This is a genomic window from Arthrobacter sp. TWP1-1 (assembly GCF_049897845.1).
Classification (GTDB): Bacteria; Actinomycetota; Actinomycetes; order Actinomycetales; family Micrococcaceae; genus Specibacter.
This window is the reverse complement of the sequence record NZ_JAFCXC010000001.1, coordinates 163,676-180,117: the sequence shown is the minus strand read 5'-3', so window position 1 is coordinate 180,117 and position 16,442 is coordinate 163,676. Positions and strand designations below refer to the sequence as shown.

The 16,442-nt window shown below is 61.9% G+C and carries 17 protein-coding genes; 6 read left to right on the top strand and 11 right to left on the bottom strand.

Features of this window, described 5'->3' with window-relative positions; all coding sequences use genetic code 11:
* The first annotated feature begins 156 nt into the window (after positions 1–156).
* From ACP7B9_RS00905 to asd, 5 genes are all read left to right on the top strand, one after another.
* Positions 157–1,767 (top strand): hypothetical protein, encoded by a 1,611-nt coding sequence (locus tag ACP7B9_RS00905; protein WP_425859917.1) that lies wholly within the window; start codon positions 157–159, stop codon positions 1,765–1,767.
* A 6-nt stretch (positions 1,768–1,773) separates the two neighbouring features.
* The gene (locus tag ACP7B9_RS00900; protein ID WP_425859915.1) at positions 1,774–2,151 is read left to right on the top strand and encodes a GntR family transcriptional regulator; all 378 of its coding nucleotides are present in this window, start codon (positions 1,774–1,776) and stop codon (positions 2,149–2,151) included.
* Positions 2,152–2,167: 16 nt separating this feature from the next.
* Entirely contained in the window at positions 2,168–2,992 is an 825-nt protein-coding gene (locus ACP7B9_RS00895) for a thymidylate synthase (RefSeq protein ID WP_425859913.1), read from the top strand.
* Entirely contained in the window at positions 2,989–3,564 is a 576-nt protein-coding gene (locus ACP7B9_RS00890) for a dihydrofolate reductase (RefSeq protein WP_425859912.1), read from the top strand. Before ACP7B9_RS00895 ends, ACP7B9_RS00890 begins: the two co-directional genes overlap by 4 nt.
* A 66-nt stretch (positions 3,565–3,630) precedes the next feature.
* Positions 3,631–4,767, top strand: a complete 1,137-nt coding sequence (gene asd, locus ACP7B9_RS00885; protein ID WP_425859910.1) for an aspartate-semialdehyde dehydrogenase — start codon at positions 3,631–3,633, stop codon at positions 4,765–4,767.
* Positions 4,768–4,817: 50 nt separating this feature from the next.
* Here the strand turns inward: asd and ACP7B9_RS00880 are convergent, their stop codons facing one another.
* The 8 genes from ACP7B9_RS00880 to ACP7B9_RS00845 form a co-directional block, all read right to left on the bottom strand.
* The gene (locus ACP7B9_RS00880; protein WP_425859908.1) at positions 4,818–5,963 is read right to left on the bottom strand and encodes a winged helix DNA-binding domain-containing protein; all 1,146 of its coding nucleotides are present in this window, start codon (positions 5,961–5,963) and stop codon (positions 4,818–4,820) included.
* A gap of 27 nt (positions 5,964–5,990) precedes the next feature.
* On the bottom strand, positions 5,991–7,115 hold the full coding sequence (locus ACP7B9_RS00875; RefSeq protein WP_425859906.1) for a fatty acid desaturase family protein: 1,125 nt from the start codon (positions 7,113–7,115) through the stop codon (positions 5,991–5,993).
* Positions 7,116–7,363: 248 nt separating this feature from the next.
* Positions 7,364–8,365 (bottom strand): type IV toxin-antitoxin system AbiEi family antitoxin domain-containing protein, encoded by a 1,002-nt coding sequence (locus ACP7B9_RS00870; protein ID WP_425859904.1) that lies wholly within the window; start codon positions 8,363–8,365, stop codon positions 7,364–7,366.
* A 195-nt stretch (positions 8,366–8,560) separates the two neighbouring features.
* Positions 8,561–9,628 (bottom strand): UDP-N-acetylmuramate dehydrogenase, encoded by a 1,068-nt coding sequence (locus tag ACP7B9_RS00865; RefSeq protein WP_425859902.1) that lies wholly within the window; start codon positions 9,626–9,628, stop codon positions 8,561–8,563.
* A 9-nt stretch (positions 9,629–9,637) separates the two neighbouring features.
* Complete coding sequence (locus ACP7B9_RS00860; RefSeq protein ID WP_425859900.1) at positions 9,638–10,981, bottom strand: MFS transporter; 1,344 nt, start codon at positions 10,979–10,981, stop codon at positions 9,638–9,640.
* Complete coding sequence (locus ACP7B9_RS00855) at positions 10,978–11,418, bottom strand: MaoC family dehydratase (protein WP_425859898.1); 441 nt, start codon at positions 11,416–11,418, stop codon at positions 10,978–10,980. Before ACP7B9_RS00855 ends, ACP7B9_RS00860 begins: the two co-directional genes overlap by 4 nt.
* Entirely contained in the window at positions 11,418–11,867 is a 450-nt protein-coding gene (locus ACP7B9_RS00850) for an FAS1-like dehydratase domain-containing protein (protein ID WP_425859896.1), read from the bottom strand. The genes ACP7B9_RS00855 and ACP7B9_RS00850 overlap by 1 nt, the downstream gene beginning before the upstream one ends.
* A gap of 38 nt (positions 11,868–11,905) precedes the next feature.
* Positions 11,906–12,472, bottom strand: coding sequence for a TetR/AcrR family transcriptional regulator (locus ACP7B9_RS00845; RefSeq protein ID WP_425859894.1), 567 nt, complete (start codon positions 12,470–12,472; stop codon positions 11,906–11,908).
* Between the two features lie 78 nt (positions 12,473–12,550).
* Between ACP7B9_RS00845 and ACP7B9_RS00840 the strand changes: the two genes are divergently transcribed.
* Positions 12,551–14,101, top strand: a complete 1,551-nt coding sequence (locus tag ACP7B9_RS00840) for an MFS transporter (RefSeq protein ID WP_425859892.1) — start codon at positions 12,551–12,553, stop codon at positions 14,099–14,101.
* Positions 14,102–14,203: 102 nt separating this feature from the next.
* On the opposite strand, the gene ACP7B9_RS00835 is transcribed toward ACP7B9_RS00840, so the two are convergent.
* The 3 genes from ACP7B9_RS00835 to ACP7B9_RS00825 form a co-directional block, all read right to left on the bottom strand.
* Complete coding sequence (locus tag ACP7B9_RS00835; protein WP_425859891.1) at positions 14,204–14,461, bottom strand: DUF3188 domain-containing protein; 258 nt, start codon at positions 14,459–14,461, stop codon at positions 14,204–14,206.
* Between the two features lie 85 nt (positions 14,462–14,546).
* Positions 14,547–15,473, bottom strand: coding sequence for a DUF2797 domain-containing protein (locus ACP7B9_RS00830; protein WP_425859889.1), 927 nt, complete (start codon positions 15,471–15,473; stop codon positions 14,547–14,549).
* 8 nt (positions 15,474–15,481) lie between these two features.
* Positions 15,482–16,354: an HpcH/HpaI aldolase/citrate lyase family protein gene (locus tag ACP7B9_RS00825; RefSeq protein ID WP_425859888.1), complete on the bottom strand. Its 873-nt coding sequence runs from the start codon at positions 16,352–16,354 to the stop codon at positions 15,482–15,484.
* Positions 16,355–16,442 lie beyond the last annotated feature (88 nt).

Genomic DNA, 16,442 nt, shown 5'->3' with positions numbered 1-16,442 from the left:
AGTCCCGTGATCTGCACCCTCGAGTTGCATCGGGGCACCATTTCGCAATATCTGCTGTTTCGATCACTCGCCCCCTTTCCCCTGGAATCTTTGTACCGTACGCTCCGTACAAAGATTCCGGAGTTTTGGGGGCAGCATATGTTTGGCGTCAATTGGATGGAACGTCTCGTCCTTATAGGGACGGTCGGCGTCGTTGTCGTCGTGGTGGCCTACCTGGCTCTACGCCTGTTCGTGTGGACCAGCGCCGCATCCAAATCCCTTGAGTACATCCGCAGGCACGCCCTGTGGACGGGTTTCATTGCATGGGCATTCAGCAGCCTGGCCGGTGCCAACCGCGCCGGCATCTACGATTCCCACATGTTCTACCCCAGTCACTGGCACGCCATTCCTTGGTTTGCGATCTTCGCTCCCGTGGTGGCAGTCGTAAGCGTCCATGCCATCGGACAAGCAACGTGGCCGGCACCGAAGGCCACCAAGCGCACGGCCGTTCTAGAATTCCGCAGGATCCGCGACTACGTGCCCAACGCCCTTGGCTGGACTGTCCTTGGCGTTTTCTTGCTCAGCGCAGCCGTCATGCCCCTTGTGGCTGCTAGTCCCGGCGTTGAGGCCATCACTAGCCCAGCTCCCGACAGCATGAGCCCCTGGACTGCAGGCCGCATGAACGGTGGACCGCTTGCGCTCGTCCTAACTCTCGCCTTGGTCCTGTTGGCGGCAGGCACCCTGCTCGTCATGCGGCTCATCACCTCCCGCAGATCCCTCGAAGCACTGACTCCTGAGCAAAATAAGACGCTGCGGATCATCGGCATCAACCGACTTTTACGTGTAAGCGCCACGGTAGCGTCCGGCCTTGCCGCAATTGCCGGGAACTACCTCGTACAGCCAATGCCGGGCTCGGACGTCTTGTCCTTTACAAATTGGATAGGACTCTTCAACGTGGCAGTGCTCGTCGCCATGTTGTTCTGGAAGCCGCCGTTCCTCGACTCCCCCACGGACGACGCCGGATACAACATTTTGCATGTCCCGGGCACTTCCTCGAAACTCGCCTCGGGTGACGGCTTCGCTGTCGCCAAGCTCAGCGACAGCTTTACTTCCATCACCCCACTGGCGGGCCTCGTCGGCCTATGTGTCGGCCTGTTGACGACGAAGTGGTTCGGGTGGTTGGGTCCGCTCACGCTTGTCGTCGTGTTTATCCTGCTTGCCCACTGGGGACTGGAACTTTTGTTGCGGCACAACTACGCCAGGCCTGGAACCGCACGCACCCAGCTCAAGGCGGCAGTCCCTCGCGGTCTCCTGATAGTCGCTGGCCTGGCCATCCTTGCCCTCATCCCGGCCCTCATTGCCGCAACTAACCTGAACACGGGCGGGATGTACGACTGGCCCGGATTTAGTCGCTCCTCACCGCGCTTTCTCATTCCCTTGCTCTGCGCCCTCGTTATCCTTGGCGTCAGCGCCGGAGCCGCAGTTGCTGTTATTCGTCGTCCCGGCCTGAATAATGCAGCCGAGCTGCTGGACCGCACCCTACGCCGACGTTCCCTCTTCCGTGTCATGCGCACATCGGCCGGAGGCTTACTCGCCGTTTTAGCAGCAGTACTGATCAATCTCGGCACGGCACCCACCTATGGCGGGCCGTCGGCAGATTCCAGTCTTGTCATGGTTGGCGCGGCGTTCATCGTGGCGGCAGCCGTATTGTGCTTCTACCCGGTCAAGGGATTCACCCCGAACGACTTCATGCCAACGGCGCCCACTAACCACAGCGTGAGCAAGTAGACCACCGTGGAAACACACATCGTCATCGACCTGGCGACGGCCACCCCGCCGTATGAACAGGTCCAGAAACAGATCTCCTCACTGATTGCTATCGGTGAGCTGCGCCCCGGGACGCGCCTGCCCACCGTTCGCAGCCTCGCCGCCGACCTCGGTGTTGCCGCCGGCACCGTGGCCCGAGCCTATAAGGAGCTCGAGGCCGCCGGACTTGTCACCACCAACCGCAGACAGGGAACCGTGATCGCCTATTCCACCGACTACGCCGACGTGCCCGCGGAGGTGATGGCCGCCGTCGAACATCTCATAGAAGAGGGCAAACGGGCCGGGCTGGACGGCAGGATAATCGTCACATTGCTCGAGGGGCGCCTGAACCAGCGAGACAACTAGAAGTAGACTGTTGGGCGTGACTGCTAAGATCCAGACCCCATACGAAGATTTACTGCGGGATGTAAAAGCGAACGGCACCGCGAAATCGGACCGCACCGGCACCGGCACGCGCAGCGTTTTTGGCCGCCAGCTGCGCTTTGATCTGAGCGAGAGCTTCCCGCTGATCACCACCAAGCGCGTGCATTTCAAGTCGGTCGCCATGGAGCTGTTGTGGTTCCTGCGCGGCGATTCGAACGTGGCGTGGCTGCAGGAGAATGGCGTGAAGATCTGGAATGAATGGGCGGACGACGCCGGCGAGCTGGGTCCCGTCTATGGCGTCCAGTGGCGCTCGTGGCCCACGCCGGACGGCGAGCACATCGACCAGATTGCCACCGTCATGGAGTCGCTGGCGAGCAACCCGGATTCGCGCCGTCACATTGTCTCGGCTTGGAATGTTGGCGAGCTCAAGAACATGGCGCTGCCGCCGTGCCACGCCTTCTTCCAGTTCTACGTTGCCCCGACCGAAGATGGCCGCGGCAAGCTCAGCTGCCAGCTGTACCAGCGCTCGGCCGACACCTTCTTGGGTGTCCCGTTCAACATTGCCTCCTACGCGCTGCTGACCATGATGGTCGCTCAGCAGCTGGACATGGAGCCGGGCGAATTCATCTGGACCGGCGGCGACGTACACATCTACGACGACCACCTGGAACAGGTCGCCGAGCAGCTGACGCGCGATCCGTACCCGTACCCGAAGCTGCGTTTCACGCGCAAGCCGGACTCCATCTTCGATTACGACTTTGCAGACTTTGAACTGGTTGATTACCAGCACCACCCGACGATTAAGGCACCGATCGCCGTATGAGCACCCCCGCGAGCTACCGCTTCAGCCAGCCCATCGTTGGCATGATCTGGGCACAGACCAACCAAGGCGTTATCGGGGCCGACGGCGGTATGCCTTGGCACCTGCCCGAGGACATGGCACACTTCAAGCGCGTCACGACAGGCCACCCCGTGGTCATGGGGCGGCGCACCTGGGAATCCTTCCCGGAGAAGTTCCGTCCACTGCCGGACCGCACCAACATCGTGGTGACCCGCCAGGCCACGTGGGCCAGCACGCCTGAGGCGAGTGGCGCCGTCGTTCTTGATTCTGTAGAGGAGGCGCTAGTTGAGGCGCAGTTCTCCCCCGGCGGCAACGAGGTGTGGGTTATCGGCGGTGGGCAGGTGTACGCGCAGGCCCAGGAGCACTGCAATGTTGCTGTCATCACGGTGATCAACACGGATGTTGCCGGCGATACGCAGGCGCCCACGCTGGGCCAGGAGTGGTCGTTCCGCGGGGCAACACCTGCGGAGGGTTGGCACACGGCCAAGAATGGCACCGAGTACCGGATCACCTTGTGGGCCAAGGGCGACACGGAGTTTGAGGCGCCCGAGTAACCGTCGGACTTGTTCACTGAGTGACACTAACTTCGCCCGATTCGCCCCAGCACCTAAACTGGCCTTATGACCAATAACAGTGTTCCTTCCGTCGGCCTTGTCGGCTGGCGCGGCATGGTCGGTTCCGTCCTGGTGCAGCGTATGCAGGACGAAGGCGACTTCGGCGATATCAACCCCGTCTTCTTCTCGACCTCGAACGCCGGTGGCAATGCCCCGACGATTACCGGCGCTGGCGATGCCGGCAAGCTCGAAGACGCCTTTGATATTGACACTCTGGCCAAACTTCCCATTATTGTGACCGCCCAGGGCGGCGACTATACCTCTCGCGTGCACACCGAGCTGCGTAACCGCGGCTGGGACGGCCTCTGGATGGACGCCGCCTCCACGCTGCGCATGAACAACGACTCCATCATCGTGCTGGACCCCGTCAACCGGGCCGTCATCGATGCGGGCCTGGCGTCCGGCGTCAAGGACTTCGTGGGCGGCAACTGCACCGTTTCCTGCATGCTCATGGGCTTGGGCGGACTGTTCAAGAACAACCTCGTCGAGTGGGGCACGTCCATGACGTACCAGGCTGCCTCCGGCGGCGGCGCGCGCCACATGCGCGAGCTCCTGAACCAGTTCGGCACGCTGAACTCCGAGGTCTCCAGCGAACTGGACAACCCGGCGTCGGCCATCCTTGAAATTGACCGCAAGGTCCTGGCCCACCAGCGCGAAGGCGTTGACTCCTCACAGTTCGGCGTACCGCTGGCCGGCTCCTTGATCCCCTGGATTGACGCGGACATGGGCAACGGTCAGTCCAAGGAAGAGTGGAAGGCCGGGGTCGAGACCAACAAGATCCTCGGCACCACCGCCGAGAACAAAATCATCATGGACGGCCTGTGCGTACGCATCGGCGCCATGCGCTCCCACTCGCAGGCCCTGACGTTGAAGCTCCGCGAGGACCTCTCCGTGGCCGAGATCGAGTCCCTGCTGGCCAACGACAACGAGTGGGCCAAGGTGGTTCCCAACACGAAGGAAGCCTCCATGGCTGACCTCACCCCCGTGGCCGCTTCCGGCACGCTCGATGTTCCCGTGGGCCGTATCCGCAAGATGGAGATGGGCCCCGAGTACATCAGCGCCTTCACCGTAGGCGATCAGCTCCTCTGGGGTGCCGCCGAGCCGCTGCGCCGCATGCTGAAGATAGCCGTCGGCACGCTCTAACTCCGGCAAATGGGACGGGCTCGACCAGCAATGGTCGGGCCCGTCCTTTGTCATTTCCCGAGGAATGTGGCATATTTCTTCGCCGCCGAGTCCAGCGCCTTGTCCTGGGTTGGGCTGAGCTCCGTGAAGAATTCCGGAAGTACGACGCCGGCCCGTTGCCTTTGTTTTTCAGCTGTACTTTGCGCTTTACGCCAGGTCCCGGCCACCTTGCCGCCTGCAACAACTGTCGCCTTGAACATCCCATTGTTGCCCGGCACCGTCAAGGGTGCGTGTTCCGGAGCAAGCGCCGCGCTGCGGTCTGTGTAGCCCAGCAGGTACTCGTCAAAGCCGGGGAGCAGGAGCACGGAGCGGGCGCCGTTGACGGTTTTCTTGTTGCCTTGGCCACCCAGCAACTCAGCGGTTTCGGGCGCCTGCCAGTAGGTCTCCCCGTTGCACTCCACCGATTCCAGCTGGTTCTTTACCCGCTCGAGCCCTGTCCTGATGTCTTTCAGCGTCAGCTTGGACCACCACTGAAAATCCTTGAGCGTAGCGGGGCCGTGGCTGCGGAAGTAGCGCAGGGCCAGTTCTGCCAGCGCATCCTCACGTTCAAGCACCCGCGGGTTCTTGGTCCATGTTTCGCTGAGTACAAAGAACTGGGTATTACCGTTGCCGGCACCACCGTTGATGGGACCCTGCACCAGCGTTCCTTGAAGACAGAGCATAAACAAGAGATGAATCCCCCGCTGGGTCTTTGTCGCTTGCCCTTCCTGCTCAAAGGCGGCAAAGAGTCCCTCACGCGTGACGCGGCCGCCCGACTGTTCCAACAGTGCAATGGCAAGCTCTCGCGCCTTCTCGACGTCCGGCGTCGTAATATCCAACTGCCGATGACGGGATGCCATGCCGGCGATCATTCGCTCGGCGGTGAGTGAGAGTATCCAGCCCAGATCCTCGGCCGGCGTGACATGCAAAGTCCCGCGCATGGGCCAAGAGCGGACAATTTCGCCGCGGTTAAACGCCCCCTCAACGTCGGCGCGGGTGCTTCCCGGTGACCGCAATCCGATGGAGAACAACGCTCCGGGGAAATCCTGGCCCTGCAGCGCCGTCAGCCAACGCACAACGTCCACCGGTCCCGGTGTGGGACTGGTGGACGTTGGGAGGATCAGCTGCGCGGCGAGCCGGAGCCTGGCCAGAACGGGTGGGGTGACGCTAGTTGTCATGCCCCAAATCTAGCCCAAACGACAGCGTTAGCGGGCGGTGCGCATGCTTGCCGTGATGGGGCACTCGAACGGATCGCGCTGGCCCAAGCCAACACGGTTCAGGTAACGCATCACGATCATGTACGACTGGCCCAGCGTGGTTTCCGTGTACGCGATGTTGCGCTCTGCGCAGTACTCGCGGACCATGGGCTGGACGGCCTTCAGGTTCTTGGAGGACATGGTGGGGAACAGGTGATGTTCGATCTGGTAGTTCAAGCCACCCATACCAACATCAACCCACCAACCGCCTGAGATGTTGCGGCTCATGAGCGTCTGGCGGCGCATGAAGTCGATCTTGACGTCCTTGGGGACCAGCGGCATGCCCTTGTGGTTCGGGGCGAACGCGCAACCCATGTACAGGCCAAGGCCCATGATCTGCACGGCAACGAATGCCAGGCCGATGCCCCAACCGAGGAACCAGACAGTGAAAGCGGGGAGCAGCACTAGGCGGACTACGAGAAGTCCGATCTCCGCTGCGCGCTCGGGGACAACCTGCTTGCGGTCCAGCACGCGCTTCACGGCGGCGATGTGCAGATCAAGCGCGGCGAGGGTCAACAGCGGGAAGAAGAAGGCACCCTGGCGGCGAGCAAACCATTTGGCAAAGCCGGTCCGCTTGGCGGCATTCTCGGGGTCAAACACGAGCGCGCCGGGATCGATGTCGCCATCCACGCCGATCTTGTTCGGGTTGAGGTGGTGCTTACCGTGCTTGTTCATCCACCAGCCGTAGCTCAGGCCGACGAAGAGATTGCCGGCAATGCGGGCCAGCCAGGCGTTCTTCTTTGCGGAAGCGAACACCTGACGGTGCGCGGCGTCGTGTGAAATGAAGGCGGTCTGGGTACACATGAAAGCAAACAACACGGCGGTGACCATCTGCCACCAGCTCTGGCCCAGTGTCAGGAATAGCGCCAACACGGCCAAGTAACCAATGCTCTGGCGGACGATCCTCAACACGTACCACTTGATGTCGCGCTCCATGTAGCCAGCTGCACGGACCTGCTCGGTCAGCGCAATGAAGTCTGTGACATGGCGATCACGGGCAGGACGTTTCCGCGCGGCCTTTTCGGCCGGCGTCTCGTTCAATAGATCGATCGAGTCGAGCGTTGCGGATGACATTGTGCTCCTCTTGGTGCCTCACGGATGCCCAATCATCACGTAAACGAAAAAGTCTGAATCTACCTACTACGTTACGTAGGGCAGCTGCAGCGCACATCACACCCGGGAGCCGTCTTGCCCCCCTACCCGGGTATGGGGAGCAGTAAACCGTCCACTCGAAGAATGCCGCCGATCCTGGCAATCGCCGGTCATGCAACGGCGGCAATTGTCAGGACGGGCGGCATTCTCCGCATGACGGGCGGCCGACGTCATACTTGCGGTATGCCTGCCCGACGCAGCAGCGCCGCAAACAACCTCCGGTCCTGCAATTCACGCCACGTCCACCGAACAAAAGAAACGCCCTGACCGCGGATATCGTCCTCTCGACATTTTTCCTTCCATAGGCGTTCCTCCATGGAACCACCGCCCCAATCGGCACGCAGGTACTTTGCCTTTCCGTCGAATTCACCGGCAACGTTCTGCTCCTTGAACCAAAAATCAACCAAAGCGGTTGTGCCGTCCCGCAGGATGTATTTCTTCTGCAGGACGGGCGCAGGAAATCCCAGCTGATGCATTTTCGCGCGGCTGATGGATTCCCCGGCCGATCCTGACAGGGCTGACGCAAAGTTGATGACAGCAAGGGTGCGTTCACGGGCGGCTTTGCTGGGCAGCAGGGAAGTCGCCGCCCGGAGTTCATCAACGGAGAGGGCGGGCCCTTGCGGACCATCAGTCACCCACGAAGGCTCATGAAGACCGGCCTCGACACCGGCGGGCCCAAATCGGTTTACGGCTTGCCGCGCATCGGGTTCTCGGAGTGCGGAGTCGCAGACTGCCACCGCATAGGGAAAGGCCAGCTCCCTAATGAGCGCCATCGTGGTCCGCAGCTTGTCGGTCACGAGGAACGACCCGCAACCCACCGTGTTGTCCATACTCGAGCCAACATGGCGGACAACATCTTTGGAACTACGCCCACTGGCCACGACTTCCGTCACAACGTGCAGTTTGCTCGGTACCCCCACAATCCACAGACCCCACAAGAGTGCAGCAGTGGCATGGCATAACACTGGTTGTTTCGCCACCACCGACTGGAACGCGGCGGCGTGCGCACCGTACCGTTGCAGCGGCACCAGTTGCTTCCATTCTTCGGAGCTCGCATAGACGCCACGGCGAATGCGCACCAGTTCTCCCTTGGTGCAGAGCCTTGCAAGCTTCGTCGTGTCCTGCCCCAGACGCCCTAGGTCGGCCGGCTGAATCAGTCGCAAAGTGTTCATCCCTCAAGCCTTGCACCGTCGGGAGCCGCGTGTAAGTCACAAATTCGTGATTGTGGATAACTCCGTATGACGCTATGCGGGGCCAATTCACGTCCCCTCAGCCAAAAAATGCCGCCGATCCTGAGAATCGCCGGTCATGTAACGGCGGCAATTATCAGGATCGGCGGCATTCTTCAAATTCGGCGGCTATGGCGGTTACAGGGAGCAGCCCACCAGCACCGGTTCGGGCACCAGGGTGATGCCGAATTGGCGTACGACGCCGTCCCGCACCTCCCGCGCAACCGCCAAGACGTCCTCGGCGCGGGCCCCGCCACGGTTGGTGATGGCGAGGGTGTGCTTGGTGGACAGCGAAGCGGTGGGGGTTCCGGGCTGCACCTCTCCGGCAAGGCCATATCCCTTGGTAAATCCGGCGTGTTCAATGAGCCACGCGGCGCTGAGCTTCACGAGCTCGCCGGCAGGCCAGCTCGGGGCGTCCTCGGGCAAAGTCGCAGCGGTTTCGGCCGTGACAATGGGGTTGGTGAAAAAGGAACCCGTGGAGAAGGTGTCGCGGTCGGCGGGGTCCAGGACCATGCCCTTGGAGGCTCGAAGGGCTAGGACGGTGCGGCGCAGTTCCAACGAGTTCGCGCGTTGGCCGGGCTCCACACCAAGGCGGCGGGCCAACTCTGCGTACTTCACGGGGGCGCTCATTCGGCCCAAGAGAAGCTGGAATTCAACCGTGAGGACCACGTAGCGCGGCGAGCCGTTGACTGTGGCGGCTTTGAGGAGTGATTCCCGGTACCCGAACTTGAGCTCGGAATTGGTGAACGTGCGCACGGCATTATTTTCCCGGTCCCAGGTGCGCACCGAGGCAATGGTCTGGGCGACTTCGCAACCGTAGGCACCAACGTTTTGCACGGGAGTGGCCCCGGCGCTACCCGGAATACCTGAGAGAGCTTCAAGTCCGCTCCACGCATGAAGCACGGTTTGGTGGACAAAGTCATCCCAGTTGTGACCGGCCTGAACCACAACGGAGGCGCCCCCGCAGCTGTCCTGTGACTCCGTGGAATAGCCCTGGCTGGCGATCTGCAAGACGGTTCCGGCAAAGCCCTCATCGGAAACAATCAAGTTGGAACCACCGCCGATGATCAGCAGGGGCTCGCCGGCGTCGTCGGCCTCCCGAACGGCGGCAATGATTTCCGCCTCGGTGGAAGCGACAATGAATTTCCGGGCAGGACCGCCCACGGCAAGGGTTGTCAGGGAACTAAGGAATTTTTGCTCATTCACCAGTCCAGACTATCCCTTGAGCGAGCGCTCCCCGACGTCCAGATACGCTGGCCTGCGCACAACGGGGGTCAGGAAGAAAGCGATAACGAGCATGACAAGCACAGCCAGGAGCGAATGCAGCACGCCCACGTGCTCGGCCAGCAGACCCAGCAGCGGCGGGCCGCCAAGGAAGGCACCGTATCCGACAGTTGAAACGACCGATACGCGAGCGGCCGCTTGGTCGGGATCGTCGGAGGCTGCGGACATTGCCACGGGGAAGCCCAGCGCCGAGCCAAGGCCCCAGAAGACCAAGGCTGCCATGGCAATCCCAGGAGATGGTGCAAAAACAAAAAATCCCAGGCCGATGACAGCCAGTGCAGCGCCCACGCGCAGCACAATGACGCGGCCGAACTTGTCCAAGACGACCGTTCCGGCGAAGCGGCCGATGGTCATGGCGGAGACAAAGACGCCGTAGCCAACGGCGCCGAGTGCCGCCGTGGAGTGGTGTCCATCAACCATGGCCAGGGCCACCCAGTCGCCGGCCGCCCCCTCAGCAAGGCCCAGTCCCAGCGCCAAGGCGCCGAGCATCAGCGTGCGAGGATCGCGCCACGCCGCCGCGATCTTCGCCTTGCCATCTCGCTTGGCGGCCTTGGCCGCCTTTGCGGAACCAACTGCTGATTCCCTGGCGGCCGCATTTTTTCCGGAAGCTACGTTCTGGCCAGTTTGCTTAGTAATAATCGGGATGGGACCGGTCCCCGGCACCGCACTTGCGTCGGTCACATCCACCATGATCCCGGGAGAGCCGAGCCTGTCTGCCTGGTAGTGGCCCGCGCCGATCATGACAGCGATGCACACGGCTACGGCAATGATGGAGAGGTGAATGGCAACGGGCAGGTGGACGGACGCAGCCAACGCACCAACACCGGCGCCCACCACCGTGCCAACGCTAAAGGCGCCGTGCAGCCGGGGCATGATGTGCCTGCCCAGCGCCCGTTCAACGGCCGCACCTTCAATATTTGAGGACGTATTCCAGCAGCCGGTGCCAAGCCCGACAAGGACAAGCCCGATCCCCACCACCAGCGAATCCGAAAAAACGGTGGCGCCCAGCCCCATGATGACCACGCCAAGTGCCTGGATGACGCTGCCCAGCCGGGTCGTCAGCTTTGAGCCAAGACGCAACACGATAAGGCCGGAGGCCGCCACCGAGATGAACGACCCCAACGACATGCAGAGCAGCATCAGTCCCACCTGGCCCGGGGTCAGGCCAAGATCGTCACGGACGGCCGGAATGCGGGAAACCCAGGCGGCAAAGACCAACCCGGAACCGGCGTACGCGGTGACTACCCCGTTGCGCCAGGCAGCGACTTGATTCACGCCACGCGAACCATGGCTTGGGCCTTGACCAAGACTTTCTGACCATCCAAGGTGACCGTCAAATCGATTCGGGCGGTCCCGGCGTCGGAATCAAGGGCGCCGACAACGCCAACGACGTTCACAACGGCACCGGGTTCGCCATCAAGATCAGCTACGGGCACGGGTTTGGTGAAACGCGTTCCGTAAGAGACGACGGCGCCAGGGTCGCCAATCCAGTCGGTCACCAACTGCACTGCCGCTCCCATGGTGAACATGCCGTGGGCAATCACGCCGGGCAGTTCCACCTCACGTGCAAAGCGTTCGTTCCAGTGAATGGGGTTGAAGTCACCCGAAGCCCCGGCGTACTTGACCAGATCGGCGCGGGAGATTTCGATAGTGCGTGAGCCAATTTCGGTGCCCACAGCCAAATCTGCAATATTTATGGTTGGAGCGTTCATTACTGTCCCTCCCCGCGGACCAGGATGGCCGAGACGGTGGTGGCGACAGCAGCGCCGTCGACCGTTGAAATTTCTGCGCGAGTGGTAATCATGGCCCCGCCTCCCATTCCGCGGACGGTGTCCACGTGCAGTTCCGCAACGAGCTCGTCGCCGGCCACGATGGCCTTGTGGTGGGTGAACCGCTGCTCTGCGTGGACCACACGGGAAAAGTCGATGCCGGATTCGGGATCGTTGATCAGCAACGCGTCCGCACGCTGGGCCACGATGATGGCGTAGGTAGGCGGAGCCACCAGATCGGCGTGGCCCAGGGCCTGTGCGGCGGCAACATCAAAGTGGGCCGCGTGACTGGCCTTGACGGCCCGGGCGAACTCACGGATGGACTCTCTGCCCACGCTGTAAATGTCGCTTGATTGGTAGCTGCGCCCCTGCAGTTCGGGATTGATACTCATACCTTCAAGCCTATAGCCCGGACGGGGCCCGGCGCATACTACGACCGTGTGCCGGACTTCATTCTGGCGACAACTTCAAGGAGCGAGGCAACGTCAACACGTTCTTGCGGGTTCGCGGCGTTTCCCACCCCCGTTTGGAAGCCGAAAAGTGTTGCGTTGAAGTACAGCCCGTCCCCCAACAGCATGACGGCCCGAGCAACGGCGGGATCGGCGATGTCGCTTTGGATCAGCTCAAACCAGCGGGAGTGAATTTCGGAAAAGACGAGCCGCACCACATCTTCGTCGCTTTGAATGAGGCGGTGGGCGGCCACGATGGCCCGGTCAAAGGGCGTATCGCCAAAGACGCTGGTGCGCACGTAGTAGCTGGCGCACCCCTCCGGGTCCAAGGCCATCGCTGCGAAATCCAGCTCGGCGTATTCTCGCAGCTTGACCAGCAATCCCTCTGTCAGCGCTTCCTTGCTCTTGAAGTGGTACAGCAATCCACCTTTCGAGACGCCGGCCGCCGCCGCCACCGCATCCAAGGTGGCGGCCCGGGGGCCGTCGTCAATGAGCAGATCCTCATAAGCACCAAGGATTCGCTCGCGTGTGGACGTCAGTGTAGTCATGTATCCACCCTACAAGAGGTGATGAACTGCACCGTCCAGACGGTTTACTGTACCGGCTGGACGGTATAGGCTATGAGCATGGCGTCAACAATTCTTCCCACCGCACCCGTCCAAACTCCGCAGCGCGCAGGAATCCGCACCTGGATTGCCCTGATCGTTTTGATGCTGCCTGTTTTGTTGGTCTCGGTTGATAACACGGTACTGAGTTTCGCGATCCCCTCGATCTCACTGGCCCTGGTGCCATCCGCCTCGGAATTGTTGTGGATCATTGACGTGTACCCGCTGGTTCTGGCGGCCCTGCTGGTTCCCATGGGCAGCATGGCCGATCGATTTGGTCGTCGCCGGATGCTGCTGATCGGTAGCATCGGCTTCGCGATCGTCTCGGTCTTTGCGGCGTTTGCCCCCAACGCCGGGGCGCTCATCGGCTACCGCGCCCTGCTTGGCCTCTTCGGCGCCATGCTGATGCCCTCAACGTTGTCCTTGATCCGCAACCTGTTCCTGCACCCAGCCCAGCGACGCACGGCCATTGCCATCTGGGCCGCAGGCTTCTCCGGCGGCGCCGCTTTGGGACCCATTGTGGGTGGTTTCATCCTGGAGCACTTCTGGTGGGGCGCCGTGTTCCTGATGTCGGTGCCGGTGCTGGTCCCGTTCCTGATTCTGGCCCCGATCTTTGTCCCTGAGTCCAAGGACCCCAACCCTGGCAAAATTGATGTGGTGAGTATCCTGCTGACCTTTGGCGCCATGGTCCCGACAATCTTCGGCATCAAGGAAATGGCCCAATCAGGCTTCTCAGTCATTAACTTTGCACTCATCGCGGTCGGTATTGTGCTGGGCGTGGTGTTTGTGCGCCGCCAGCTACGCCGCAAGAACCCGATGATGGACGTGACGCTGTTCAGGAATCCTGTCTTCAGCGGAAGCGTGAGCGCCAACCTGTTGAGTATTTTTGCCCTGGTGGGATTCTTGTACTTCGTCACGCAACATCTGCAGCTGGTGGTGGGGCTCTCCCCCACCCATGCCGCCTACGTTTTGGTGCCTGGCTTGGCCATCACCATCGTCTCGGGACTTCTGGCAGCTTCCTTGGCCGGCCGCTTCAAGCCGAAGTTCCTTGTAGCCGGAGGCCTGCTCCTGAACGCCACGGGATTCTTGATTGTGTGGCTGAATACGGATGGCTCGGTGCTTGGCATCATCGTCGCATTCGCCGTGCTCGGAGCCGGTGTTGGCATGGCTGAGACCATTTCCAACGACCTGATCTTGGCTGCGGCTCCCCCGGCCAAGGCCGGCGCCGCCTCGGCTATCTCGGAAACGGCCTACGAGGTGGGGTCAGTCCTGGGTACAGCCATTTTGGGCAGCGTCCTGGCTGCGGCCTACAGGATGAACGTTGCGGTTCCGGCGGGCTTGGCCGCGGAGGACACCGATGCGGCTTCCCAAACCCTGGGTGGCGCCATGGACGTTGCCGCAAAGCTCCCCGAACAGCAGGGCGCTGCATTGTTGGAGTCCGCCAAGCATGCCTTCGATTCGGGCCAAGGGACCGTGGCCCTGGTCAGCGTTGGCCTCATGCTCGGTGCGGCACTGATGTGCTTGTGGGCGCTGCGTGGTGCCATCGCCAATCCTGAACCCGCGGAGCACTAACGCGCCACGGTGTTTCATGGAAAAAGCCGGTGTTCACGGGTTCGGAGGGTGTTCTAACACCGACCGAACCCGCGAACGCCGGCTTTTTGTAGTCGCTCCCCGCTACTTTGCGTCGCGCTCTGCGGCGCGCTTTTCAGCGGCCTTCAATTCCTTGCGGATATTGCGGCCACGCAGGCCCAGCGATGCCATGTGGGCCAGCAGCCCTACGCCGATGAACGGCAGGGCAATGTACGTCATGGAGGCGGTGGAAGTAATCGCGCCAATCACGATGATGACAATGCCGATAAAGGTCAGCCCCATGCCCCCGAAAACGGCGTATTTGTAGGCGGGCGGAGCGGTTTCCCAGAAGTCGTTAATCACAGGATCCAGTCTACCGGCCGAGGGGCCCGCCGCGAGCTTGCGAGCGGTGGGAGCCTGGGAGACGCTACCGGCTGGGGAGAAGCTCCTAGAAAAGTGATTCCTGCAGCGCCGGGACATCCGTGGTGAACGCGCCAAAGGTAATCCGACGCCCCTTGAGCCCGCCAAGGTCAACCACAAACGCGGCCTCGGCATCGTCGAGGGACACCAGGGCGTTAGCGCCAAGCATGGAATCGAGCCTCATGCCATGCTTGCCCGCGTCCAGCGGCCGCGGATAGGCGATCCTTGGTCCGCCGTCACTGATGGCGCGGGCGAACTCGCTGCCGTGCCATTGCTCATCTATGGTTTCAAATCCGGCGAGGGAGTGCTGCCCAAGAAATTCACGCACGACGCCGGACACCTCCCGGTTGCGCTGCTCAAGTTCCGCCGTGGTGCGGGGTGTCAGAAGAGACGCCGTTTTGCTCGCCGCGCGCACAAACTGTGTGACCCCAAGTTCCTTGGTGACGGAGTCCTCGAGCAACCGCACAATGGCGCCGTCCTGTGCCAGGGCAACATACCGGGCCACGAGCGCCCCCTGATCGGCCAGGCGCCGCCACTTGCTCAGATTCGAGGCCGTGCCAACCTTGGTAGTTCCGTCGGCAAACGTTGCGATGTACAGCCAATGCTGTTGGGCCAAATAACTGCGCATCCCGGGCGGGGCATGGCCGCTGCGGTGAAAATCGTGCATATGCCGCAAGTCGTCCCGGGCAAAGCAGGCACCGCACTGAAAGCCCCGCTCGGCTGGTTGACCGCTGGGACAGCGAACGTGAGCCGACTCCTCCGGGCCTTGGACGCTGGTATACCCAAGACAGTAACGAGCCGCAATCCCATCCCCGGAAAGCACCTCAAACCTCAGCCATTGCCCAGCCGCCAAAGGCAGCTGCGCATCGGCGTCGTCCGTGATGAGCGAGAGCGCCGGCCCGGAGGGACTCCATGAGATCCCCCGGACCAGGCCGGTCTCGACAGGTTCGACCACCGGGTTGGTTAGAGCGAGGGCTGGACGCCGTAGGCGATGGCCAGCTTCATGATCTTCTCGGCGCGGCCCAGGCGAGGCAGGTCGGAACCGTCGCGGATGACGCCACCGCGGGCGTTGAAGTCGTTCATGAAGTCCGTGGCCCAAGCGACATCGGAAGGTGTGGGGCTGATGACTTCGTTGATGATGGTGGTCTGATCTGTGGCCAGGCACAGCTTGCCTGTCATGCCCATGGAGACCGTAATGGCCGACTGCTCGCGCAGGATCGGGTGGTTGGTGCCAACCGTGGGGCCGTCGATGGGGCCGGGCAGGTTGCCGACTCGGCTGGCCACGACGAGCTTGGCGCGCGGGTAGGCCATGGCTTCGCGATCGGCCGACATGCCGGTGTCGCGGCGGAAGTCACCGGAACCGAAAGCCAGACGGAAGGCTCCCTCGGCGCGGGCAATGTTGTTGGCTTCTTCGATGCCCACGGCGGATTCGACAAGGGCCAAGACCCGGGTCTTGCCATCAAGGCGGTGGTAAGTCTCTTTGACCTGTTCTGCGTTTTCGGTCTTGGCCAGCATGACGCCGAGCAGGCCGGGGACGTTGCGCAGGTTGGCGACATCGTCGGCCCAGAACGCCGACTGGACATCGTTAATACGCACCCAGGCCTGGCCGCCGTTGCGCAGCCATGAGATGACGTCCGCGCGGGCGGCGTCCTTCTTCTTGGGGTCTACAGCGTCTTCGATGTCCAAGACAATAGCGTCAGCACGCGAGTTGGCTGACTCGTCAAAGATCTCAGGGCGCGTTGCCGGAACCAGAAGCCACGAGCGGGCAATTTCTGCGGGAATGTTACGAGTGCGGACAGGTGCGATAGCGGCTTCATTGCCAACGGAGCTAGACATACCTCTACCGTATACGGATGGGCAAAAAGTTGCTTTGTGGCCTGCAACAAAGCAACGCAACTTTTACTGGCGGATTGCACCAGAATCC

Excerpts from the sequence above, each read along its gene's own strand:
- ACP7B9_RS00875 (WP_425859906.1), bottom strand. The coding sequence starts at position 7,115 with ATGTCATCCGCAACGCTCGACTCGATCGATCTATTGAACGAGACGCCG.
- ACP7B9_RS00855 (WP_425859898.1), bottom strand. The coding sequence starts at position 11,418 with ATGAACGCTCCAACCATAAATATTGCAGATTTGGCTGTGGGCACCGAA.
- ACP7B9_RS00825 (WP_425859888.1), bottom strand. The coding sequence starts at position 16,354 with ATGTCTAGCTCCGTTGGCAATGAAGCCGCTATCGCACCTGTCCGCACT.
- ACP7B9_RS00840 (WP_425859892.1), top strand. The coding sequence starts at position 12,551 with ATGGCGTCAACAATTCTTCCCACCGCACCCGTCCAAACTCCGCAGCGC.
- asd (WP_425859910.1), top strand. The coding sequence starts at position 3,631 with ATGACCAATAACAGTGTTCCTTCCGTCGGCCTTGTCGGCTGGCGCGGC.
- ACP7B9_RS00890 (WP_425859912.1), top strand. The coding sequence starts at position 2,989 with ATGAGCACCCCCGCGAGCTACCGCTTCAGCCAGCCCATCGTTGGCATG.
- ACP7B9_RS00870 (WP_425859904.1), bottom strand. The coding sequence starts at position 8,365 with ATGAACACTTTGCGACTGATTCAGCCGGCCGACCTAGGGCGTCTGGGG.
- ACP7B9_RS00845 (WP_425859894.1), bottom strand. The coding sequence starts at position 12,472 with ATGACTACACTGACGTCCACACGCGAGCGAATCCTTGGTGCTTATGAG.
- ACP7B9_RS00850 (WP_425859896.1), bottom strand. The coding sequence starts at position 11,867 with ATGAGTATCAATCCCGAACTGCAGGGGCGCAGCTACCAATCAAGCGAC.
- ACP7B9_RS00905 (WP_425859917.1), top strand. The coding sequence starts at position 157 with ATGGAACGTCTCGTCCTTATAGGGACGGTCGGCGTCGTTGTCGTCGTG.
- ACP7B9_RS00880 (WP_425859908.1), bottom strand. The coding sequence starts at position 5,963 with ATGACAACTAGCGTCACCCCACCCGTTCTGGCCAGGCTCCGGCTCGCC.